Origin of the sequence: Pseudoxanthomonas sp. (genome assembly GCF_027498035.1) — a bacterium.
In the GTDB taxonomy this organism is placed as follows: domain Bacteria; phylum Pseudomonadota; class Gammaproteobacteria; order Xanthomonadales; family Xanthomonadaceae; genus Pseudoxanthomonas_A.
Map to the genome: position 1 here is coordinate 2,840,659 of NZ_CP114978.1, position 20,732 is coordinate 2,861,390.

The window sequence follows — 20,732 nt, forward strand, 5'->3', positions numbered from 1 at the left end:
CCGCAACCATCACAGGCGTCGCCTGTGTCCCCTTTCTTCCCTCACCTGAGTACTGCCATGCCCCTGGTCCGGATTGATCTGCACGCCGCTACCACCGACGCCTTCCGCGCCACGGTCGGCGATGTGATTTACGACGCGATGCGCGCCACTTTGAATGTCCCGGAAGACGACCGCTTCCAGGTCTTCCACCAGCATTCGAGCAGCGAGCTGATGCTCGACCCGACCTACCTGGGCATCGCGCGCAGCGAGGCCTGCCTGGTGATCCAGGTGACGCTCAGCACCGGCCGCACGGTGGCGATGAAGCAGGCTTTCTACAAGGCGGTCGCCGATGGCCTGCACCAGCGCCTGGACCTGCGTCGTGAGGATGTCTTCATCAGCCTGGTGGAAGTGGCCAAGGAAAACTGGTCCTTCGGCAACGGCATCGCGCAATACGTCGATCCCGCATGAACCGGCCGCGTCCCGACCTGGTCCTGCTGCCCGGCCTGCTCAACGATGCCGACCTCTGGCGTGCCCAGCTAGCTGATCTGGCCGACCTGGCCGACTGCCAGGTCGGCGATTTCTCCAGCGTCGATTCCATGCGCGCGGCGGCCGGGCAGGTGCTGGACACGGCGCCGCCAACCTTCGCGCTGGCGGGGTTCTCGCTGGGCGGTTACGTGGCCCAGGAAATCCTGCGGATTGCACCGCAGCGCGTGCAGCGGCTCGCGCTGCTGGATACCTCCTACCAGCCTGATTCGCCGGCGCGGGCGCAGCAGCGACGTGGCCAGCAGGCGGCGGTGCGCAGGGGCGCCTTCCACGGCTTCGGCGAGACGCTGATGCGTGCCTACACCGACCCTTCGCATCACGGCGATGCGGCGCTGATGGAGCGCATCCGCGCGATGACCCAACGACTGGGTGCCGAAGTCTTCCTGCGCCAGAGCGCTTTCGAACGCGAGGACGGCAGCGCGGTGCTGCGAGCCTTTGATCGCCCGGCGCTGGTACTGGTCGGCGAACACGACGGCATCACCCCGCCCGCCGTGCACGAACAGATGGCCGCCCTGCTGCCCGATGCCACGCTGGTACGCGTGGCGCAGGCAGGACACCTGACGCCACTGGAGCAACCCGAAGCGGTCAGCGCCGCACTGCGTGCGTGGCTGCTGCGTTGACAGGCGCCTGGCTTCGGTCGGCGCCGCCAAGTGGCGATGGAGATTTCCCACAACGCCCGTCGCGGCGGCGGCTTCCATATATGGAGCGGAGCTTGCTCCGCTGAGGCTTTACCAGCGATCTGTTCGAAGAGCAGCGGAGCAAGCTCCGCTCTACAGAGGACGCAGACCCGGCCGACCCAACCCAGCGATGGAGATTTTCAACCACACCCATCGCGCACCGCCCACGGCACGCGGCCGTCAGCGATGCATGCACATTGGCGCACTCAGTCCAGCGGCATCTCGGTTTCGATCCAGCGGGTGACCGAATCGTGCCGCGGCGCCCAGCCCAGTTCCGCGCGTGCACGCTTGGCGCGCACGCGGCTGTTGGAACCGAACGAATAGCGCGCGTGGCCTTCGCCCCACACCGCCGAGGCTTCTTCCACCGTCCATGACTGCACCGGGCCCTGGCCCAGCCGGTTGGCGATGGCCTGGCCGATCTCCGCGTATGAGGCCTCGCCGTTCTCGACGAAATAGAACGCGCCGGCCGGGGCGTCCTTCAGCGCCAGCGCGTACAGCTCGGCCACGTCGTCGATATGCACGTTGGACCAGCGGTTGATGCCCTGCCCGACCACATGCACCGCACCGCGCGCCTGGGCCTCCTGCAGCAGCGGCGGAATCTGCACGCTGTCGCGGTGCAGGCCGCGTCCACTGCCGTAGATCATGGTGTTGCACAGCACGATGCCGCGCACGCCGTTGTCGCTGGCGGCCAGGATTGCGTTGTCCAGCGCGTGGCGCGCCTGCTTCTTGTCCTCGACGATCAAGGGCGTGTCCTCGTCGAAGATGTTGGGCGAGAGCACGTCGCCGCGCACGTCGTCGCCGATCACGCTGGAGCCGCTGGTGTGGATCAAGGTCTTGCCGCTGCCCTGCAGTGCGGCAAGCAGCGCGGTGATGCCGGCGCGATGGTCGCTGCTGGCGGCATTGATGACGGCATCGGCCTGCTGGGCTTCGCGCGCCAGGAGGTCGCCATCGTCCAGGGTGCCAAGCACCGGGGTGATGCCGCTGGCGGCGAGTTGCTCGGCAAGGTCGGGGCGACGGACCAGGCCGCGGATCTGGTGGCCGTCGGCCAGCAGGCGCTGGGCAACGGTGCCGCCGATGTAGCCGTTAGCGCCGGTGATGAAAATGTTCATGGTGATGCTCCTGAAAAATAAATGTGAGATAGCTTGCGGTGGGCCGGACGAGGAACAGGTGAGCGACGTGGGCCGTGGTTTTTGCCGTGGCCTTGCTTCAACGAGCCGTAGAGCGAGCCGAGCACCGGAGGCTGAAGCGGCCGTAGAGGCGCGGATGTTTGAGCGAAGCGAGTTCCGCGCCGTGCCGCTTCAGGCGAGGAGCGCAGGGGACCGCCGCAACGCGGCGGCTCGCGTCCGGCGAAGGCGGTTTTGCTTCCTTTTGCCAAGACAAAAGGAAGTCGCGCCGACAGGCGTGAAAGCCTTGCTTCAAAAGCCAACGCGCCAAGCGCGACAGCATCAATGCGCAGCGACGGCAATCCCTTCCGCCTTGGCGCTGACGCCCTCGCCGCGATCCAGTCGTCCGGCGAGTGCGGTCAAGCCGTAGGCACCCAGCACCACCAGCGCACCGATCCACGGGGTGTGGCGCAGGCCGATGTGTTCGACCACCAGCCCGCCCAGCGAAGCGCCCAGGGCAATACCGACGTTGAACGCGGCGATGTTCAGGCCCGAGGCGACATCGACGGCCTGCGGTGCGAAGCGCTGGGCCTGCTTGACCACGTAGACCTGCAGGCCGGGCACGTTGCCGAAGGCCACCGCGCCCCAGGCCAGCACCGTCAGCACCACCAGCCACGGATTGCCCATGGTGAAGGTCAGCACCAGTAGCACCGCCGCCAAGCCGGCGAAGATCAGCTTCAGCGCGGGGATCGGGCCACGGCGGTCGGCCAGGCGGCCGCCCCACAGGTTGCCGATCGCCACCGACACGCCGTAGACCAGCAGCACGCCGCTGACCGCATTGGCGGAGAAGCCGCTGAGCTGCTGCAGGATCGGCGCCAGGTAGGTGAAGGCCAGGAAGCTGCCGCCGTAGCCCAGCGCGGTGATCGCGTACACCAGCAGCAGCCGCGGCTGGGCCAGCACGCCCAGCTGCTGGGCGAAGGTCGCCGGCGTGCTGCGGGCGATATTTTTCGGAACGAACGCCACCGCACCGATCAACGCAACCACGCCCAGCCCAGCCACCGCCAGGAAGGTCGCGCGCCAGCCCAGGTGCTGGCCGATGAAGGTGCCCAGCGGCACGCCGGTCACCAGGGCCACGGTCAGGCCGGTGAACATGATCGCGATCGCGCTGGCGGCCTTGTCCTTGGGCACCACCGAAGTCGCGATGATCGAACCGATCGAGAAGAACACGCCATGCGCCAGCCCGGTCAGCACCCGCGCGACGATCAGCGCGCCATAGCCCGGCGCCATCCAGGCCACCAGGTTGCCGGCGGTGAACAGCGCCATCAGCGCGACCAGCAGGGTCTTGCGCGGCACCTTGCCGGTCAGCGCGGTCAGCACCGGCGCGCCAATGGCCACGCCCAGCGCGTACAGCGAAACCAGCAGGCCGGCCGAGGGCAGGCTGACCCGCAGGTCGGCGGCGATGGTCGGGATCAATCCGACGATGACGAACTCGGTGGTGCCGATGGCGAACGCGCCGAGGGTGAGGGCCAGCAAGGCCAGGGGGATGCCGCGTGACATGACGCCACTCCGCAAGAAAGGAAGGCGCGCAGTCTGGCCGCTGGATCGTTGCGGAAAAACCTCGTTATCCACCAATTACTTTTGCGTTTTGGTTGATAATCTGGCCGCTCGCCACGGGAAGAAACAAGCCGTCATCCCCGCGAACGCGGGGACCCAGGGCCTTTGCCTTTCCCGGTCAGCGCCCAAGTCGCTTGGTCCCCGCGTTCGCGGGGATGACGGCTTCTTCCTTATGTCGGTAGCGACTTCGTTGTCTCCGCCCACCTCCAATCCACCGCACCGAGCCGCCCATGAAAACCACGCTCGACGAACTACAAGCCTTCATCGCCGTGGTCGACACCGGCTCGCTCACCGCGGCGGCCGAAGCCCTGGGGCAGACGGTCTCGGCTACCAGCCGCAGCCTGGGCCGGCTGGAGGAAAAACTCCGCACCACCCTGCTCCACCGCACCACCCGCCGCCTGCAGTTGACCGAAGAAGGCGCGGCCTTCCTGCAGCGCGCACGCGCGATCGTGGCGGCGGTGGATGAAGCCGAAAGCCATATGGCGCACCGGCGCGAACGCCCGGCCGGACGGCTGCGGGTGGATGCGGCTTCGCCCTTCATGCTGCATGTGATCGTGCCGCAAGTGGCCGGTTACCGCGCGCGCCATCCAGAGGTGGAGCTGCAGCTGAGCAGCAACGACGGGATCATCGACCTGATCGAACGCCGCACCGATGTCGCCATCCGCATCGGCCCGCTGCGCGATTCCACCCTGCATGCGCGCCCGCTGGGCAGCAGCCGCATGCGCCTGCTCGCCAGTCCGGATTACCTGGCGCGACGCGGCCAGCCAAAGACGATGGCCGCACTGTCACAGCACGCACTGCTGGGCTTCACCCAGCCCGAGGTCCTCAACGACTGGCCGTTGCGCCGGGCCGATGGCGGGCTGCTGCACATCACCCCGACGATTGCCGCGTCCAGCGGCGAGACCCTGCGCCAGCTGGCGCTGGCCGGCAACGGCATCGCGCGGCTGTCCGATTTCATGATCGGCGCGGACCTCGCCGCGGGCCGGCTGGTCGAGCTGCTGGCTAAGGACACGCTCGACATCCGCGAATCGATCAACGCGGTGTACTACCGCAACACTGCGGTATCGGCGCGGATCACCTCGTTCCTGGATCATCTGGTCGAACAGCTCGGCCCGTCACCGTTTTCCAGCTGATCCAAAAAGAACGGCCACCTTGCGGCGGCCATCTTCGTCTTGCGTGATGCGGTGCCCGGCGCACTGGTGGGCAAGACCCCTTGCTCCTGTAGAGCGGAGCCCGTTGCCCCCCCTTTTGAGGACTCCGCTTGGGCTTTCCCCGCAATCGGACCGGAGAACAGCGGAGCAAGCTCCGCTTTACGGCTCCCGGGCGCGATCAGGCCTTCGGCGGCAGCAGCTCGAACTGCACCGGCGTGCCGCCCACCGACGAATCGGTGATCCACACGTCGAACACACCCGGCTCGGCGCCGAACACCAGGTCGGTGCCGGTGAAGGCCAGCAGGCTGCGGTCCAGCTGGAAGCTGACCTGCGCCGATTCGCCGGCCAGCAGCGCGATCTTGTTGAAACCCTTCAGCTCGCGCACCGGCCGCACGCGGCTGGCGACGCGGTCGTGCACGTACAGCTGCACCACGGTTTCGCCGGCCACCGCACCGGTGTTGGTGACGGTGCTGGTCAGGGTCAGCGTGTCGTCCCAGCCCAGCTTGTCTGCAGACAGCACCGGCGCGCCGTGTTCGAAGGTCGTGTACGACAGGCCATGGCCGAACGGATACAACGCATCGGCCGTCATTTCGCGCCAGCGCGACTTGTACTCGTGCATGTCCGGCAGCTCGGGGCGGCCGGTGCGCGGGCGGTTGTAGAACAGCGGCTGCTGGCCCGAATCCTGCGGGAAACTCACCGGCAGGCAGCCGGCCGGGTTGTAGTCGCCAAACAGCACGTCGGCCACGCCATGGCCGGTCTGGCTGCCCAGGAACCAGGTCACCGCAATCGCGGACGCCTCGCGCACCGCGCCGTGCAGGGCCAGCGCGCGGCCATTGCGCAGCAGCACCACGACCGGCTTGCCGGTGGCGACCAGCGCCTCGGCCAGGGCCTGGTGCGCGGGCGGCACCACGATCTGGGTGCGCGACTGCGCTTCGCCGCTGTAACGCTGCGGCTCGCCGATCGCCAGCACCACCACGTCGCTGGCGTTGGCGGCGGCCACGGCGGCGTCGATCCCACCGTCGATGGCCGCTTCCAGGCCACAGCCGTCGACCACGGTCAGCAATGCGTCGTCGGCCATCGCCGCGCGCACGCCGGTTTCCAGGGTGACGTACCGCGACTTGTCGCCGAACAGCGTCCAGCAGCCTTCGATGTTCTCGGTATCGCGCACGAACGGCCCGACCAGCGCGATCTTCTGCCCGGCCTTCTTCAACGGCAGCGCGTTGCCTTCATTCCTGAGCAGCACGATCGAGCGACGCGCGGCATCGCGCGACAGCGCCTCGTGCGCGGCGATGTGCGACGCATCGGCTTCGCGCACCGGATCGAGCGAGCGGTACGGGTTGTCGAACAGGCCGATCTGCTCCTTGACCCACAGCACCCGGCGCACGCCTTCATCCAGCTGCGCCATGGTCACTTCGCCGCTTTCGACCAGCCCGCCCAGGTGCTGCTCGTAGAAGCCGCTCTGCATGCTGATGTCCAGGCCGGCGGTGAACGCGCGGCGGGTGGCATCGCGGTCGTCGGCGGCATAGCCGTGGGCGACCAGCTCCATGTCGGCCGTGTAGTCGGACACGACCAGGCCGGGGAACTGCCAGGCGCCGCGCAGCAGGTCGGTCATCAGCCAGCGGTTGGCGCTGGCCGGCACGCCGTTGATGTCGTTGAAGGCGCTCATCGTGGTGATGGCGCCGGCATCGAAGGCCGCCTTGAACGGCGGCAGGTGCACGTCGCGCAGGGTCTGTTCGGAAATATCGACCGTGTTGTATTCCAGGCCGCCACCGACCGCGCCGTACGCGGCGAAATGCTTGGGCGTGGCCAGCAGGCTGTCATCGGCGGTCAGGCCGGCGTCGCCCTGGAAACCCTGCACGCGCGCGGCGGCAAAGGCGCAACCCAGCAGCACGTCCTCGCCCGCACCTTCGGCGCCACGGCCCCAGCGCTGGTCGCGGGCGATGTCCACGGCCGGGGCGAAGGTCCAGTGGATGCCGGCGGCGGTCGCTTCAACGGCGGTCGCACGCGCGGTGCGGCGGGCCAGATCGGGTTCGAAGCTCGCAGCCTCGCCCAGCGGGATCGGGAACACCGTGCGCATGCCATGGATCACGTCCGATCCCAGCAGCAGCGGGATGCCCAGGCGCGACTCTTCCACCGCCAGGCGCTGGGCCTCACGGCCTTCGACCGCGCCCACGCCGTTGAACAACGCGCCAATGCGACCGGCACGGATGCCCGCGCGCACCTCGGCGGCACCCTGGGCGTTGGCCTCGGGGTTCACGTCGGGGGCGAATGGCCGCAGCGCGTCGGCAAAGATGCCCAGCTGGCCCACTTTCTCTTCCACCGTCATCTGCGCGATGAGGCTGTCAATCCGTTCCGAGTTCGACATCCGGCCCTGCCATGAAAACGTTTCCATGCATTCTAAGCCATGCCCGGCGGAAGCCAAGCCCCGATGGCTGGCCCTGCCCTGCAGGCCACGCGAAACCACGCAGGCTGCACTGGCAGGGTCGATCTGTCGAGAGGCGCCCGTTCTGCCGGTTCAAGCGGCGCTGGCAGCCTCCAGCGCCTGGACCTGGGCCGGCGTCAGCACCAGGCGCGCGGCCTGCATGATCTCCTGCAGCTGCTCGACGCTGCTGGCGCTGACGATCGGCGCGGTGATCGATTCGCGCGCGATCAGCCAGGCCAGCGCCACCTGGGCCGGGGTGGCCGCATGCGCGGTGGCCACGCCATCCAGCACGTCCAGGATCGCCTTGCCGCGCGCGTTGAGGTACTGCTTGACCACCTGCGCGCCGCGGGCCGAACTCTTGGCCGCGTCGGCAGCGTGGCGGTACTTGCCGGTCAGGAAGCCGCTGGCCAGCGAGTAATAGCTGATCACCGCCAGGCCTTCGGCCTGCACCAGCGGCTCCAGCGCGTCCTCGTAACCGGCACGGTCGTAGAGGTTGTATTCCGGCTGCAGGGTTTCGTAGCGCGGCAGGCCCTGGCTTTCGGAACAACGCAGTGCCTGCTCCAGCCGCTCGGCGCTGTAGTTGGACGCGCCGATGGCGCGCACCTTGCCCTTGTCGATCAAGCGCGCGAACGCGCCCAGCGTGGCTTCCAGCGGCACCGACTCGTCATCCTCGTGGGCCTGGTACAGGTCGATGGTGTCGATGCCCAGGCGACGCAGCGAATCGTCGACCGCCGCTTCGATATTGTCCGGCGACAGGCCCGGGTGTTCGGCCCACTTGGCCACCTTGGTCGCGATCACGACCTGGTTGCGCTTGCCGCTGGCCTTGAGCCACTGACCGATCAGCGCTTCGGATTCGCCGCCCTTGTTGCCCGGCACCCAGGCCGGGTAGATGTCGGCGGTATCGATCAGGTTGAAGCCACCGTCGACGAAGGCATCAAGCAGCCTGCCGGTGGCGGCCGCGTCCTTGACGCTCCAGCCGAAGACGTTGCCACCGAAGGCCAGTGGCGCGACGGTGATGCCGGACCTGCCGAGCGGACGCTGTGGAAGGGATGTCATCTGGGGGGATCTCCTTGGTTCGCAGGCAAAATCGTGGCGCCACAGCCTAGACCGGGCGCGTTTAAACCTACGTGCAGGCAGGGGCTGCGGCAACCGGCTGCGGGCAACGCTGCGTGCTAGGCTCGGCGCCACTTTTCCTGCCAAGGAGCCGTCATGCGTCGTCCGCTTGTCATGTTCGCGTTATGCGCTGTCCTGACGCCGGCGCTGCCGGCCCTGGCACAGACCACGGCCACTGCGGCAACCACCATCACCGTCCCGGCACCGCTGCAGGCGGCCATCGACGGCAGCTGGCGCAAGCCCGCCGATGTCGCCCGCGACCGCTATCGCCATCCCGGCCAGACCCTGGCGTTCTTCGGCGTGCAGCAGCACGACACCGTCATCGAGATCACCCCGGGCAGCGGCTGGTACTCGGCCATCCTGGCGCCGTACCTGAAAGGCCAGGGCCACTACATCGCCGCGGTCGTCGACCCGGCCGCAGTTGCGGAAAGCTCGCGCGCCTACCAGCAGAAATCCAGGGACAGCCTGGAGGCCTTCTACCAGGCCTCTCCCGCGCAGTACGGCGAAGCCAAGTTGGTGGCGTACGCACCGGCCACGCCGAGCTTCGGCCCGGCCGATTCGGCCGACGTGGTACTGACCTTCCGCAACGTGCACAACTGGCGCATGGCCGACAACGACGCGGCGATGTTCAAGGGCTTCTTCGCCGTGCTCAAGTCCGGCGGCACCCTGGGCGTGGTCGAACACCGCGCGGCCAAGGCCGTGCCCGATGGCGATGAGAGTGGCTACGTGGGCGAGGAACAGGTGATCGCGCTGGCTACCGCGGCCGGCTTCAAGCTGGACGCCAGGAGCGAGATCAACGCCAACCCGCGCGACACCAAGGACTATCCCGGTGGCGTGTGGACGCTGCCGCCGACCAACAAGCACGCCCCTGCCGACGACGCCAAGTACCAGGCCATCGGCGAAAGCGACCGTATGACCCTGCGCTTCGTGAAGCCCTAACTCGCAAGGCGTTCCATGGCGGAGATCCGTTTCAGCGAAGACGAGAAGGCGCAGATCGTGCGCCGCATCCGGCTGTATTTCGACCAGGAGCTGCGCCAGGAGATCGGCCGGTTCGACGCCGAATTCCTGCTGGATTTCTTCTCCAACGAGGTTGGCGGTTATTTCTACAACCGCGGCCTGTCCGACGCGCAGGCGGTGTTGAGCAACAAGATCGACGAACTGGGCGAGGCGATCTACCAGCTGGAAAAGCCGACCGAGTTCCGCAAGTGAGGCGTGCGGCCGCACACTAGGCGGCCGTTCGTTCGTGCCACGCCTGCCGCTGTGCTGATCGCCTTCAACAAACCGTTCAACGTGCTGTGCCAGTTCACCGACCGCAGCGCGACGCCGCGGCGCACGCTGGCCGAGTTCGGCCTGCCCAAGAACGTGTATGCCGCCGGGCGCCTGGACTACGACAGCGAAGGCCTGTTGCTACTCACCGACGACGGCGGGCTGGCCCATCGACTGACCGATCCGCACCACAAGCAGGACAAGACCTACTGGGTGCAGGTGGAAGGCACGCCCATGCCAGAGCAGCTGCGCGCGTTGCGCACAGGGGTGCCGTTGAACGATGGCCCGACCCTGCCTGCGCGCGCGACGCTGCTGGAAACACCGCCACCCCTGTGGCCACGCGATCCGCCGGTCCGCGTGCGCAAGACCGTGCCCGATGCCTGGCTGGAACTGACCCTGCGCGAAGGCCGCAACCGCCAGGTGCGGCGCATGACCGCCGCCGTTGGCCTGCCCACGCTGCGGCTGGTACGCGCTTCGATGGGCGCAGTGGCGCTGGATGCGCTGCAGCCTGGCCAGTGGCGCATCCAGCAACCCTGAGCCGGGCGCCTTGAGGCCGGATAGCACGACGCCCGGTCATGCCGGGCGTCGTGATTTTCGTTTCGGCAGTGGTTCGATGCCCGCGTTGCGGCGCATCGAGCGCGCTGCCGCGAGGCCTCAGCTTTCGCCGGGCGTCTTGGGAGCCACGCGGCTCTGCTGTGCGGTGCGCGAGCGCACGCCGGCATTGCCACGGGTGGTGGCCGGCTCCAGCCGGCGCGCGCTGCCCTCGATGGCGGTGGTGGCCTGCTTCTGCTTGTACTTGCGGAACACCGCATAGCCGATCAGGCCGATGCCCACCGCCGCGGCCGCGCCCACGGCCACCGGGTTGCGCTTGACGAAATTGCCAGCGACCTTGCCGCCGGTGCGGACCGCACCAAGTGCGGCGCTGTTCTTGATGAACCGGTCCCTGGTCCGGCGCGAGGGCACCAGGTCGCGGACGCTGCTGCCGGCACTGCGCAGGCCGTCGCCGGCCTGGTGGACCAGGTCCAGGGCCGTTTCCAGCGCGCGATCGCTGATGTCGGTGAACTTGCTCATTGCTGGACCCCTTGGCCGATGAAAGGGGGCCCAGTGTCCCGGCAGGCATGTCGAGGCCATGTGTGCGGCAGTGCGGCAGACCGGCCGTGGGCTGAACACTTCGGCCTTTCTCATCCAGGGCCGATATCTTTCAGGTCCCGCGCGGCTTGGCCCGATGCGTCGCCATCGCGTTCCACGGATCGTCCGGCCACGGATGCCTGGGATACCGGCCCTTCATTTCCTTCTTCACCTCGGCATAGGTGTTGGCCCAGAAGCTGCGCAGGTCCTGGGTCACCTGCAGCGGCTTGCCGCCAGGCGAGAGCAGGTGCAGGGTCAGCGGAATGCGGCCGTCAGCGATGCGCGGCGTGTCGCCCAGGCCGAACAATTCCTGCAGCTTGACCGCCAGCACCGGCGCGCGCGGGCTGCCATCGTGCTCGACGGCGTAGTCGATGCGTCGCTCCATGCCCGACGGCACCGCCATGCGCGTCGGCGCCAGCGTGTCGATGCGCTGGCGGGTGGACCAGTCGGTGGACGACTTCAAGGCTTCGCCCCAGTTCGCTTTCGTCGAGCGCGTCCAGGCGGGTCTTGCCGGCGAAGGCAGGCTTGAGCCACACATCCAGCGTTGCCAGCAGCGCTTGGTCGGACAGGTCCGGCAGGTCGAGTTCCGGCATCCAGGCGCGCAGGTTGCGCACCCGGGCGCGCCATTGCTGCAGGTTGTCGGTCCAGGACAACGCATCCAGGCCCAGCTCGCGCACCGCATCGGTGAGTGCGGCCGCGGCGTGTTGCGGGTCGATCTTCCCGGCCGGGCGGGCGTCGAGCACGATCGCGTCGAAACGCGACTCGCGCTGGGCCACCAGCGCGCGGCGGTCGCCATCCCAGCGCACATGGTCACCCGTGGAAAAGTGACTGGCGAAGCGCGCCCGCAGGAAGCTTTCATCCACCGGCGCGCCGCGCAGGATCAGGCCATCACGCGCTTCGAACCGCAGTTCGTTGGCCACGATCCATGGCTCGCCGCGCAGGGCGCTGTCGTCGAACAACCGCGCGGTGCGGCCATTGGCCAGCGCATAACGCAGCGGGTCGGTGGCATGGCGATAGCCGATGCGGTCGGGGAAGGCCAATGCCAGCAGGTCGCCGAGCGCGTGGGCTTCGGTCTCGCGCGGCGGCGGCGCGTCTTCGCGCAGGCGGCGGCGCCACTGCTTGGCGGCCGCGTCGATGGCGGCAAGTGCGGAGCGATGCGCATCGGCCGGCGCGCGGCCATGCCGGAACGCGGCCAGCGCACGCCAGCGTGCGGCCAGGGCATCGCCACCACCGCGCAAGGGATCGCGCGCTTCCACCAGCGCGGCGATATCGCCGGCCAGTGCGCGGCTGGCACCGGCCGGCGCGGTCAGCAGCATGGTGGCCAGGCGCGGGTGGGTGCCGAGCTTCAACAGCTGCTTGCCCAGCGGGGTGATCGCATGGCTGCCATCGAGTGCACCCAGCCGCTGCAGCAGGTCGCGCGCGGCGGCCAGCGGACCCGGCGGCGGCGGATCAACGAAGCGCAGGTCGTCGCTGCCCCAGGCCGCCAGTTCCAGCGCCAGGCCTGCGAGTTCGACCTGGGCGATTTCCGGCCGGCGCTGCGGCTCCAGGCGCTGCGAGGCCGGCCACAACCGCCAGGCCACGCCTTCGGCGACACGGCCTGCGCGACCGGCACGCTGGTCGGCCGAAGCCTGGGCGATATGCACCACGTCCAGCCGCGAGAAACCGCTATTGGGATCGAAGCGCGGCTCGCGCGCCAGGCCGCTGTCGATCACCACGCGCACGCCCGGCAAGGTCACCGAAGACTCGGCCACGTTGGTCGCCAGGACCACGCGGCGACGGCCATCGGGATCGGGCTGCAGCACGGCCGACTGCTGTTCGACCGGCAGCTCGCCATGCAGGGCGAGCACGCTGACCTCGGCCAGGGCCGCGCTGTCGCGCAGCGCGGCGTCGACCCGCGCGATCTCGCGCTGCCCGGGCAGGAATACCAGCACATCGCCCGGGTGCGCAGCGATGGCCGCCTCGACCGCACGCCGGGCCTGCGGTTCCAGCGCCTCGTCGCGGCGCGCGGGGAAATGCGAAACGGCGACCGGCCAGCTGCGGCCTTCACTGGACAGGCGCGGCGCGTCCAGCCACTGCGACAGGCGCGCACCATCTAGCGTGGCCGACATCACCACGATGCGCAGCTCCTCGCGCAGCGCGCCCTGCACATCCAGTGCCAGCGCCAGGCCGAGGTCGCCGGCCAGGTGGCGCTCGTGGAATTCGTCGAACAGCAGCGCACCGACGTCTTCCAGCAGCGGGTCGTCCTGCAGCATCCGGGTCAGGATGCCTTCGGTGACCACTTCGATCCGGGTGCGCGCGCTGGTCTTGTTGTCGAAGCGGATGCGGTAGCCGACGGTGTCACCGACCACCTCGTTCAACTGCCTGGCCATGAAGCCGGCCGCGGCGCGCGCAGCCACGCGCCGCGGCTCCAGCATCACGATCCTCTTGCCGGCCAGCCATGGCGCATCCAGCAACGCCAGCGGCACCTGGGTGGTCTTGCCGGCGCCGGGCGGGGCTTCCAGCACCAGGCGCGGATGCTCCTGCAGCGACTGCATCAGCTGCGGCAACAGGGACGAAATGGGGAAGGACGCGGACGACATCGGCACAAGGATAAGGCGCGCGGGCCGTGCACCCTACAATGCGCGTCCCACGTCGCACCGTCTCCCGCATGCACCTGATCGATATCGGCGCCAACCTGACCCACGATTCCTTCGACCGCGACCGCGACGCCGTGCTGCAGCGTGCACGCGCGGCCGGCGTGGCCCAGCTGGTGATCACCGGCGCCAGCCGCGAGCATTCACCCAAGGCGCTGGAACTGGCGCGCGCGCATCCAGGCTTCCTGTTCGCCACCGCCGGCGTGCATCCACACCACGCCACCGAGTACACCGACGAATGCGACGCGGAGATGCGCGCGCTGCTCGCCCAGCCCGAAGTGGTGGCGGTGGGCGAATGCGGGCTGGACTACAACCGCGATTTCTCGCCGCGCCCGGCCCAGCGCAAGGCGTTCGAACGCCAGCTGCAAAGCGCAGTGGATACCGGCAAGCCGCTGTTCCTGCACCAGCGCGACGCGCATGCGGATTTCATGGCGGTGATGAAGCAGTTCGCCGGGCAGCTGCCGGCCGCGGTGGTGCATTGCTTCACCAGCACCCGCGAAGAACTGTTCGACTACCTGGACCAGGACTGGCACATCGGCATCACCGGCTGGCTGTGCGACGAACGCCGGGGCGCGCACCTGCGCGAACTGGTGCCGCACATTCCGGCCAATCGGCTGATGCTCGAAACCGACGCGCCCTACCTGCTCCCGCGCACGCTCAAGCCGCTGCCGAAGGACCGTCGCAACGAGCCGTCGTTCCTGCCGCATATCGCGCAGGAAGTCGCGCGCGACCGTGGCGAGGACATCGCGATCACCGCCGCCCACACCACCGACACCGCGCGCGCGTTCTTCGGATTGCCCGCGGCCTAACGGGCTGACGCCGGGGTCACTCGACCTTGTCGTCTTCCTGCTTGGCGTCTTCCATTGCTTCGGGTTCCAGCTCCTCGGCGGCGCGGTTGAGTTTGATGAACACGCCCCAGGCGATCAGCAGCACTGCGGCCGTGAGCCCGATCGCGCCGGCGTAGGGCAGCCTGGTCGGATCTTCGTGGACCAGTTCGAAGGTCATCACCAGGGTTTCGATCGACAGCGCGATCACGATGACCACCATGAAGCGCGACAGATACCGGCGCACGCGGGTTGGCCCGCTGACCTTGACGTCTCGCATCACCTCTTCCTCAAAGATCGTCTGGCCCAGCTCCATCGACACCAACGCGATGGTCAGCAGGCCGATGCATTCCAACACCAGGTTGAAGCGTGCGCGTGCGTCGCCCGTGTCCTGTTGGAAGGCGTGCAGCAGCTCGGTGCCGGCCATCCACATCAGGCCCACGCCGCACAGCACGAACAACACGATCACCACGACGTGGCCGACCAGGAACACCTTTTCGAACGCCTTCATTGCCGTGCTCCGCGCGAATCGTGGCGTCGGAGCATGGGCAGTGTGACGTCGCCTCCGCGCGAAGGCTCAGCCGGCGGACGCGGCCTGGAACACCTGCAGGTGGATCCACGCGGTTTCCAGGCGCGGCGCGCGCAGGCCGGCATGGGCCGCGCGATGGACCATGTCGCCGACGATATGCGCCGCTTCCACACGCTGGCCCGATTGCAGGTCGCGCAGCATCGAGGCGGTCAGGTCCGAACCGGGCTGGGTCAGGCGTTCCAACATGCTGACCTGCATGGTTTCCGGAATCGCCGCGCCGCTGGCCCTGGCCACGTCCACGCACTCGCGATACAGGCCGGTCATGAAATCGCGCCCGCCTTCGGCCGCGACGATCGCGCCGACGCTGCCGCGCAGCAGGCAGGTTGCCGCCGCCAGCGCCGTGAGGAAGCTGTACTTGGTCCACTGCGCCAGCGCGATATCGGCGGGATGTTCAAAATGCAGGCCCGCCTGCCTGCACACCGCAGCCAGCACCTGCGTGCGTACGCTGTCGGCTTGTCCGTCGCGCTCACCGAAGGTGATCGACGCGGCCTTGCCCAGGTGCAGCACTTCGCCGCCCTCGCCCTTCGTCGCACTGATGAAGCACAGCCCACCCAGCACCTTGTCCGCACCGAACCGCGCATCCAGCGCCGCGTAGTGCAGCAGTCCGTTGAGGATCGGCAGCACGGTCGTGCCCGGGCCGACCGCAGGCGCGATGGCTTCGATCGAACTATCCAGGTCGTAGGCCTTGCAGCTCAGCAGGACCAGGTCGAACGGCGTGTCGGCAGCCAGCGCTGGCAGCGCGTCGGCGGTGACATGCGCCACCGGCAACTGCGCATCGCCCACCGGGCTCTTGATGATCAGGCCATTGCGCTGCAGCTGCGCGGCGCGGCCCTCGCGCACCAGGAAGGTGACATCGGCCCCGCCCTGCGCCAGCCGTCCACCGAAATACCCACCGGTGCCACCGGCACCCAACACCAGAATCCGCATCCGACCATCCACGCAACAAGGGGACCGGCATGTAAACACGTGTACCTGCACCTCGCCAACGGTGTGCGCCAACCGCTGACGCGCACCACCGGGCGCGTTACTGCTTGACCAGCTCGACGCGACGGTTCTGCGCCTTGCCGTCTTCGCTTGCGTTGTCGGCCACCGGTTCGGCGGCGCCGAATCCTGCCGCCGACAACCGACCCGCATCGATGCCCTGCTCCGTGATGGCGGCGGCGACCGCCTTGGCCCTACCTTCGGACAGGATCTTGTTGTGCACCGCATCGCCGCTGTTATCGGTATAGCCGTTGACCGCCAAATTGAGCGGTGCATCCTCCTTGAGCAGTTGCACGACCTGGGTGATCTGCGGCTGCGAATCGGGCAGGATCTCGGTCTTGTCGGTAGCGAAGTTGACGTGCAGGGCGACCTTGCCGGTCTTGTCGATCTGCGCCTTCAATTCCGCCGCGGGTAACAGCCCGGCGGTGATCTGCATCGGGGCGGTCTCAGCGATGAGCAACCCGCCGCCGAACTGGTAGCTGGACAGGTTGATCCAGATGTCGCGATCGGCGCGATGGACGACAAACACCTTGACCGGGTTGCCAAGCACATTGCCAAGGCCATCGTTGAATCGCACGAGCGGATCGCCAGGCCAGGATTTGAGCGCGTCTTTCGCCACGTCCGGAATGTCTCCGCCGAAGATCTCCTGGCCGCCCATCGCGGTCACGACAGTCTCTATGTTGCGAGTCAGCTCCAGCTGCGAAAACGTCTTGCCGCTGGCCGTGCTGACGCCGGTCCACCAAATCTTTCCCTCCACCGGCTCAAGCCGGTCGCCGGTCCACAGCGGGACCTGGTCGAAATCCGCTGTCTCCGTCCGGTTAGTCGGCTCGTAACCATCAGGCAGCTTGATATAGGGGAAGGCACCCAGCGCAACGCTCGACACCGGCAAGCTGGCCACATCAAACACCTTGGCTGCGGGGGATGCTGTGGCTGGCGCGGATGCGGCCTGGTCAGTTGCGGCGGAAGTTACAGCCGCGGCTGGCGTGTCTTGCGATGTTGGCGGTTCCTGCTTCTTGCAGGCCCCCAAGCCCATGACGATCGCTGCCAACAGTGCTGCCGTGTTGACCTGATTCATGCCTGACTCCCTTGTCCGATGCGAGAGGCGCAGTCTAGTGGGCCGCTCGATGGCACGACAAACAAGGGGAGTTTTCAGGGTCCTGCCGTCAGCCGAAGCTGATGGACACCCCTGGCCAGGACAAGCACATCGCGTGGGTCAGCTCCGCAGTCCCACGCCACGCTTGAGCAGCCACAGGCCCAGCGCGCCCAGTGCCACCACGAAGCCCAGCATCAGTGCGTAGGCCACCCATAGCGGCACGTCCGAGCTGCCCAGCAGGCCGTAGCGGAACGCGTTGACCATGTAGAAGATCGGGTTGAGATGGGTCAGCGCTTCGGCCCAGCCCGGCAGCAGCTTGACCGAATAGAACACGCCGCCCAGGTAGGTCAGCGGGGTCAGGATGAAGGTCGGGACGATGGCGATGTCGTCGAACTTGCGCGCGTAGGCTGCGTTGACGAAGCCGGCCAGCGAGAAGATCGTCGCGCCCAGCAGCACCGTGGTCAGGGTCACCAATGGATGCGGCACGCGCACCGGGGTGAAGAACATCGCGATCACCAGCACGATTGCGCCGACCATCAGCCCGCGCAGCACCGCACCGGCGACGTAGCCCAGCAGGATCACCCAGTTGGGCATCGGGCTGACCAGCAGCTCTTCCACGTGGCGGCCGAACTTGGCGCCGAAGAAGCTGGAGCTGATGTTGCCGTAGCTGTTCTGGATCACGCTCATCATCACCAGGCCCGGCACGATGAACTGCATGTAGCTGTAGCCGCCCATGTCGCCCACGCGCGAGCCGATCAGGCCGCCGAAGATCAGGAAGTACAGGGTCATGGTGATCGCCGGCGGCACCAGAGTCTGGCCCCAGATGCGCAGGATGCGCGCCACTTCGCGGCGGGCGATGGTCCACAGCGCAGTCAGGTTGCGCTGGGTGTTGCTGGTGGTCGGTACCTGGGTCGGGTTGCTCATGCGGAAGCCTCCGTGGACGTGGCGGCGGGCGCGGCGATCATGCGCACGAACAACTCCTCCAGCCGGTTGGACTTGGTGCGCATCGAGCGCACGCGGATGCCGGCGGCCGCCAGCGCTTCGAACACACGGTTGAGGTCCATCGCGCGCGGCATGTCCAGGTCCAGCGTGTGCGGATCCGCCGCGATCAGGGTGGTGCCTTCGATCACCGGCAGCTGCGCGGGCAGTTCACCTTCGATATCGAACAGGAAGCCTTCCACGTCCAGCTGCGCCAGCAACGCGCGCATCGGCCCCTGCTGCACGATCCGGCCGTGGTTGATGATCGCCAGGTTGCGGCACAGGCTCTCGGCCTCTTCCAGGTAATGCGTGGTCAGGATGATCGTGGTGCCGGCGACGTTGATGTCCTTGAGCGTCTTCCACATGCCGCGGCGGATCTCGATGTCCACGCCGGCGGTGGGTTCGTCCAGGATCAGCAGCCGCGGCCGGGTCATCATGGCGCGGGCAATCATCAGCCGGCGCTTCATGCCGCCGGACAGCGTGCGGCTCATCATGAAGGCCTTGTCCCACAGCTGGGCGCGCTTGAGTTCCTCTTCGGCGCGCGGGCCGGCTTCGCTGCGCGGGATGCCGTAGAACCCGGCGTAGTTCACCAGGATGTCGTAGGGCTTCTCGAACAGGTTGAAGTTGATTTCCTGCGGGACCAGGCCGATCAGGCGCATGGCCGCATCGCGGTGCGTGTCGATGTCCACGCCGAACACCTTGACCGAGCCGGAAGTCAGGTTGACCAGCGAGGAGATGATGCCGATGGTGGTCGACTTGCCGGCGCCGTTGGGGCCAAGCAGGGCGAAGAAATCGCCAGGTTCGACATCCAGCGAGACGCCCTTGAGCGCTTCGACGCCGTTGTCGTAGCGCTTGGTCAGGTCGACGATGGACAGCGCCGGGACGTTGCCGGCCGCCGTGGGAAGAGAAGTCATTGGATGGGCCTTTGCGCGGACATCAAGGCCCGCTGGACAGCGATTGCCTATTATAGGCGCCCCGCCCAGAACGCCCGGGCACCAGACCGTTCCACTGCCTTGGCCATTCCCCAGTTCCCGCTGAAGCTCGCCGAACGCCGCATGATCGCGCCCACCGTGGGCCATTACGTGTTCACCCGGGCCGATGGCCAACCGCTGGACTTCATCCCCGGGCAGTTCATCCAGGTCCATTTCAGCTACGCCGACGGCACCGCCACGCGTCGCAGCTATTCGCTGGCCAACCTGCACGACCACGCACTGGGCCCGGGCGAATCGGTGGAGATCGCAGTGAGCTATGTGCCCGGCGGTTCGGCCACGGCGCTGTTCGAAGGGCTGGACATTGGTGGCGAGGTGCAGGCCAGCGGGCCGTTCGGCCGTTTCTGCCTGCAGCCGGGCGACCACAACGGCCGCTACCTGCTGATCGCCACCGGCACCGGCGTCACCCCGTACCGGGCGATGCTGCCGGCACTGGCCACGCTGATCCGCGAGCGCGGCATCGAAGTCATCCTGCTGCAGGGCGCGCGCAACCTGGGCGAGCTGCTGTACCACGACGAGTTCCGCGCCTTCGCCGACGCGCATCCGGAGTTCCGCTATCTGCCCTGCCTGTCGCGCGGCCTGCCCGACGCGGCCCATCCCGAGATGCGCCACGGCTACGTGCAGCAGTTCCTGGCCGAGATCGGCCCGGACCCGGCACGCGACATCGCCTACCTGTGCGGGAACCCGGACATGGTCGATGCCACGTTCGAAGCCTTGAAGGAAACCGAACTGCCGGTGCCGCAGATCCGGCGCGAAAAATACGTCAGCTCGAAATAAGCGGGCACTTGTCTTGTAAAGCACGCTTGACATGTCCGGCCACCCACGCGCAGGATGATGTCAACCTCCCTTGACACCTGGTGCGCCATGTCGACGCCTGCTCCTCGCTCCCTGCGCTGGCGCCTGCCGCTGATCGGGCTGTTTGTCCTGGTCACGGCCGTGTTGGCCTTGGTGCCGAGCTTGTTGCCCAGCCTCGGCACGTCCCAGCGCGACACCCTGCAAGGCATGGCGGCAGGCGCCGCCTGTTCACTGGCGTTGCTGCTGTTGGTCCTGGCGGTTCCCGCGGCGCGGCGCGCTTACTTCCAGCTGGTGGAAGCGCGCGAGCACGGCGGCCTGCGCGACAAGCGCGTGGCGTGGCTGTCGTGGACGGCGGTGGCGCTATACGTGGCGACCCTGGCCATGGCGCTCTACAGCACCGCCATGGTGTTGCACCTGCGCCAGCTCGACGAGCTGATGCGCAAGATCGAGATGGAAAGCTGGGCGCTGTCGGCGCTGGTGGTCTCGCAGGCCTACTTCGCCACCTGGGTGCTGCTGAAGGCGGGCCTGGTCCACGTCGATACCGGCAACGCGCTGCTGTGGCTCGGCGTGTGGCTGCTGATCGTGCGCACCGGCTTCTATGTCTGGCTGATGCGGCGCTACCTGTGAACAGCCGCGTGCGCGAACTGCGCGAGGCGCAGGGCTGGTCGCAGGCCACGCTGGGCGAACGTCTGGGCGTGTCGCGCCAGACCATCAACTCCATCGAAACCGGCAAGTACGACCCCAGCCTGCCGTTGGCCTTCCAGATCGCCCGGCTGTTCGGCGAGCCGATCGAGGCGATCTTCCTGTTCGATCCGTAATCCCCGCCCCTGCCTTCGGTCACATCCGTCGGCACG

At 67.8% G+C, this 20,732-nt stretch carries 19 protein-coding genes and 2 pseudogenes; 10 read left to right on the top strand and 11 right to left on the bottom strand.

The window, feature by feature from the left end; genetic code table 11:
* Window positions 1-57 precede the first annotated feature (57 nt).
* Complete coding sequence (locus O8I58_RS12305) at window positions 58-447, top strand: tautomerase family protein (protein ID WP_298316365.1); 390 nt, start codon at window positions 58-60, stop codon at window positions 445-447.
* Complete coding sequence (locus O8I58_RS12310) at window positions 444-1,142, top strand: alpha/beta fold hydrolase (protein ID WP_298316370.1); 699 nt, start codon at window positions 444-446, stop codon at window positions 1,140-1,142. The genes O8I58_RS12305 and O8I58_RS12310 overlap by 4 nt, the downstream gene beginning before the upstream one ends.
* A 263-nt stretch (window positions 1,143-1,405) precedes the next feature.
* Here the strand turns inward: O8I58_RS12310 and O8I58_RS12315 are convergent, their stop codons facing one another.
* Complete coding sequence (locus O8I58_RS12315; protein ID WP_298316373.1) at window positions 1,406-2,308, bottom strand: NAD-dependent epimerase/dehydratase family protein; 903 nt, start codon at window positions 2,306-2,308, stop codon at window positions 1,406-1,408.
* 336 nt (window positions 2,309-2,644) lie between these two features.
* Window positions 2,645-3,859 (bottom strand): MFS transporter, encoded by a 1,215-nt coding sequence (locus O8I58_RS12320; protein ID WP_298316376.1) that lies wholly within the window; start codon window positions 3,857-3,859, stop codon window positions 2,645-2,647.
* 287 nt (window positions 3,860-4,146) lie between these two features.
* Between O8I58_RS12320 and O8I58_RS12325 the strand changes: the two genes are divergently transcribed.
* The gene (locus O8I58_RS12325) at window positions 4,147-5,049 is read left to right on the top strand and encodes a LysR family transcriptional regulator (protein WP_298316378.1); all 903 of its coding nucleotides are present in this window, start codon (window positions 4,147-4,149) and stop codon (window positions 5,047-5,049) included.
* A gap of 196 nt (window positions 5,050-5,245) precedes the next feature.
* Here O8I58_RS12325 and bglX read toward each other — a convergent pair whose 3' ends face one another.
* Window positions 5,246-7,432, bottom strand: a complete 2,187-nt coding sequence (gene bglX, locus O8I58_RS12330; protein WP_298316380.1) for a beta-glucosidase BglX — start codon at window positions 7,430-7,432, stop codon at window positions 5,246-5,248.
* 150 nt (window positions 7,433-7,582) lie between these two features.
* The gene (locus O8I58_RS12335) at window positions 7,583-8,545 is read right to left on the bottom strand and encodes an aldo/keto reductase (protein ID WP_298316383.1); all 963 of its coding nucleotides are present in this window, start codon (window positions 8,543-8,545) and stop codon (window positions 7,583-7,585) included.
* A 237-nt stretch (window positions 8,546-8,782) separates the two neighbouring features.
* Between O8I58_RS12335 and O8I58_RS12340 the strand changes: the two are divergent.
* The 3 genes and pseudogenes from O8I58_RS12340 to O8I58_RS12350 form a co-directional block, all read left to right on the top strand.
* A pseudogene (locus O8I58_RS12340) lies at window positions 8,783-9,541 on the top strand (methyltransferase); the annotation flags it as partial.
* Window positions 9,542-9,556: 15 nt separating this feature from the next.
* Complete coding sequence (locus tag O8I58_RS12345; RefSeq protein WP_298316389.1) at window positions 9,557-9,811, top strand: DUF2164 domain-containing protein; 255 nt, start codon at window positions 9,557-9,559, stop codon at window positions 9,809-9,811.
* 51 nt (window positions 9,812-9,862) lie between these two features.
* Window positions 9,863-10,405 (top strand): pseudouridine synthase, encoded by a 543-nt coding sequence (locus O8I58_RS12350; protein WP_298316391.1) that lies wholly within the window; start codon window positions 9,863-9,865, stop codon window positions 10,403-10,405.
* A gap of 117 nt (window positions 10,406-10,522) precedes the next feature.
* Here O8I58_RS12350 and O8I58_RS12355 read toward each other — a convergent pair whose 3' ends face one another.
* Together O8I58_RS12355 and hrpB are read right to left on the bottom strand one after the other, a co-directional pair.
* Window positions 10,523-10,939, bottom strand: coding sequence for a hypothetical protein (locus O8I58_RS12355; protein WP_298316394.1), 417 nt, complete (start codon window positions 10,937-10,939; stop codon window positions 10,523-10,525).
* A 130-nt stretch (window positions 10,940-11,069) separates the two neighbouring features.
* Window positions 11,070-13,575: pseudogene (gene hrpB / locus O8I58_RS12360) on the bottom strand (ATP-dependent helicase HrpB).
* Window positions 13,576-13,643: 68 nt separating this feature from the next.
* Between hrpB and O8I58_RS12365 the strand changes: the two are divergent.
* On the top strand, window positions 13,644-14,438 hold the full coding sequence (locus O8I58_RS12365; protein ID WP_298322949.1) for a TatD family hydrolase: 795 nt from the start codon (window positions 13,644-13,646) through the stop codon (window positions 14,436-14,438).
* A 16-nt stretch (window positions 14,439-14,454) separates the two neighbouring features.
* Here the strand turns inward: O8I58_RS12365 and O8I58_RS12370 are convergent, their stop codons facing one another.
* The 5 genes from O8I58_RS12370 to O8I58_RS12390 all read right to left on the bottom strand — a co-directional run bounded on the left by O8I58_RS12370 (window position 14,455) and on the right by O8I58_RS12390 (window position 19,008).
* A complete protein-coding gene (locus O8I58_RS12370; protein ID WP_298316397.1) occupies window positions 14,455-14,964 on the bottom strand; it encodes a hypothetical protein in 510 nt (169 codons plus the stop codon).
* Between the two features lie 66 nt (window positions 14,965-15,030).
* Window positions 15,031-15,969 (bottom strand): 2-dehydropantoate 2-reductase, encoded by a 939-nt coding sequence (gene panE, locus O8I58_RS12375; RefSeq protein ID WP_298316400.1) that lies wholly within the window; start codon window positions 15,967-15,969, stop codon window positions 15,031-15,033.
* A gap of 97 nt (window positions 15,970-16,066) precedes the next feature.
* Window positions 16,067-17,098, bottom strand: a complete 1,032-nt coding sequence (locus O8I58_RS12380; RefSeq protein WP_298316402.1) for an OmpA family protein — start codon at window positions 17,096-17,098, stop codon at window positions 16,067-16,069.
* Between the two features lie 138 nt (window positions 17,099-17,236).
* Window positions 17,237-18,040 carry an ABC transporter permease gene (locus O8I58_RS12385; protein ID WP_298316405.1) on the bottom strand — a complete coding sequence of 268 codons (804 nt, stop codon included), beginning with the start codon at window positions 18,038-18,040 and terminating at the stop codon, window positions 17,237-17,239.
* Window positions 18,037-19,008, bottom strand: a complete 972-nt coding sequence (locus O8I58_RS12390) for an ABC transporter ATP-binding protein (RefSeq protein WP_298316408.1) — start codon at window positions 19,006-19,008, stop codon at window positions 18,037-18,039. The genes O8I58_RS12385 and O8I58_RS12390 overlap by 4 nt, the downstream gene beginning before the upstream one ends.
* 141 nt (window positions 19,009-19,149) lie before the next feature.
* Here O8I58_RS12390 and O8I58_RS12395 point away from each other — a divergent pair, with 141 nt between their 5' ends.
* Genes O8I58_RS12395 through O8I58_RS12405 form a run of 3 tightly spaced genes read left to right on the top strand, consistent with a single transcriptional unit; the run spans window position 19,150 to window position 20,696 of the window.
* Complete coding sequence (locus O8I58_RS12395; RefSeq protein WP_298322952.1) at window positions 19,150-19,860, top strand: FAD-binding oxidoreductase; 711 nt, start codon at window positions 19,150-19,152, stop codon at window positions 19,858-19,860.
* Between the two features lie 57 nt (window positions 19,861-19,917).
* Window positions 19,918-20,505 (top strand): hypothetical protein, encoded by a 588-nt coding sequence (locus tag O8I58_RS12400; RefSeq protein ID WP_298316411.1) that lies wholly within the window; start codon window positions 19,918-19,920, stop codon window positions 20,503-20,505.
* A complete protein-coding gene (locus O8I58_RS12405) occupies window positions 20,502-20,696 on the top strand; it encodes a type II toxin-antitoxin system RelB family anti-toxin (RefSeq protein WP_298316413.1) in 195 nt (64 codons plus the stop codon). Before O8I58_RS12400 ends, O8I58_RS12405 begins: the two co-directional genes overlap by 4 nt.
* Window positions 20,697-20,732 lie beyond the last annotated feature (36 nt).

What these genes read in the sequence shown, in the direction of transcription:
- O8I58_RS12305 (WP_298316365.1), top strand. Translation starts at nt 58, where the DNA reads ATGCCCCTGGTCCGGATTGATCTGCACGCCGCTACCACCGACGCCTTC.
- O8I58_RS12310 (WP_298316370.1), top strand. Translation starts at nt 444, where the DNA reads ATGAACCGGCCGCGTCCCGACCTGGTCCTGCTGCCCGGCCTGCTCAAC.
- O8I58_RS12315 (WP_298316373.1), bottom strand. Translation starts at nt 2,308, where the DNA reads ATGAACATTTTCATCACCGGCGCTAACGGCTACATCGGCGGCACCGTT.
- O8I58_RS12320 (WP_298316376.1), bottom strand. Translation starts at nt 3,859, where the DNA reads ATGTCACGCGGCATCCCCCTGGCCTTGCTGGCCCTCACCCTCGGCGCG.
- O8I58_RS12325 (WP_298316378.1), top strand. Translation starts at nt 4,147, where the DNA reads ATGAAAACCACGCTCGACGAACTACAAGCCTTCATCGCCGTGGTCGAC.
- bglX (WP_298316380.1), bottom strand. Translation starts at nt 7,432, where the DNA reads ATGTCGAACTCGGAACGGATTGACAGCCTCATCGCGCAGATGACGGTG.
- O8I58_RS12335 (WP_298316383.1), bottom strand. Translation starts at nt 8,545, where the DNA reads ATGACATCCCTTCCACAGCGTCCGCTCGGCAGGTCCGGCATCACCGTC.
- O8I58_RS12345 (WP_298316389.1), top strand. Translation starts at nt 9,557, where the DNA reads ATGGCGGAGATCCGTTTCAGCGAAGACGAGAAGGCGCAGATCGTGCGC.
- O8I58_RS12355 (WP_298316394.1), bottom strand. Translation starts at nt 10,939, where the DNA reads ATGAGCAAGTTCACCGACATCAGCGATCGCGCGCTGGAAACGGCCCTG.
- O8I58_RS12365 (WP_298322949.1), top strand. Translation starts at nt 13,644, where the DNA reads ATGCACCTGATCGATATCGGCGCCAACCTGACCCACGATTCCTTCGAC.
- O8I58_RS12370 (WP_298316397.1), bottom strand. Translation starts at nt 14,964, where the DNA reads ATGAAGGCGTTCGAAAAGGTGTTCCTGGTCGGCCACGTCGTGGTGATC.
- panE (WP_298316400.1), bottom strand. Translation starts at nt 15,969, where the DNA reads ATGCGGATTCTGGTGTTGGGTGCCGGTGGCACCGGTGGGTATTTCGGT.
- O8I58_RS12380 (WP_298316402.1), bottom strand. Translation starts at nt 17,098, where the DNA reads ATGAATCAGGTCAACACGGCAGCACTGTTGGCAGCGATCGTCATGGGC.
- O8I58_RS12385 (WP_298316405.1), bottom strand. Translation starts at nt 18,040, where the DNA reads ATGAGCAACCCGACCCAGGTACCGACCACCAGCAACACCCAGCGCAAC.
- O8I58_RS12390 (WP_298316408.1), bottom strand. Translation starts at nt 19,008, where the DNA reads ATGACTTCTCTTCCCACGGCGGCCGGCAACGTCCCGGCGCTGTCCATC.
- O8I58_RS12395 (WP_298322952.1), top strand. Translation starts at nt 19,150, where the DNA reads ATGATCGCGCCCACCGTGGGCCATTACGTGTTCACCCGGGCCGATGGC.
- O8I58_RS12400 (WP_298316411.1), top strand. Translation starts at nt 19,918, where the DNA reads ATGTCAACCTCCCTTGACACCTGGTGCGCCATGTCGACGCCTGCTCCT.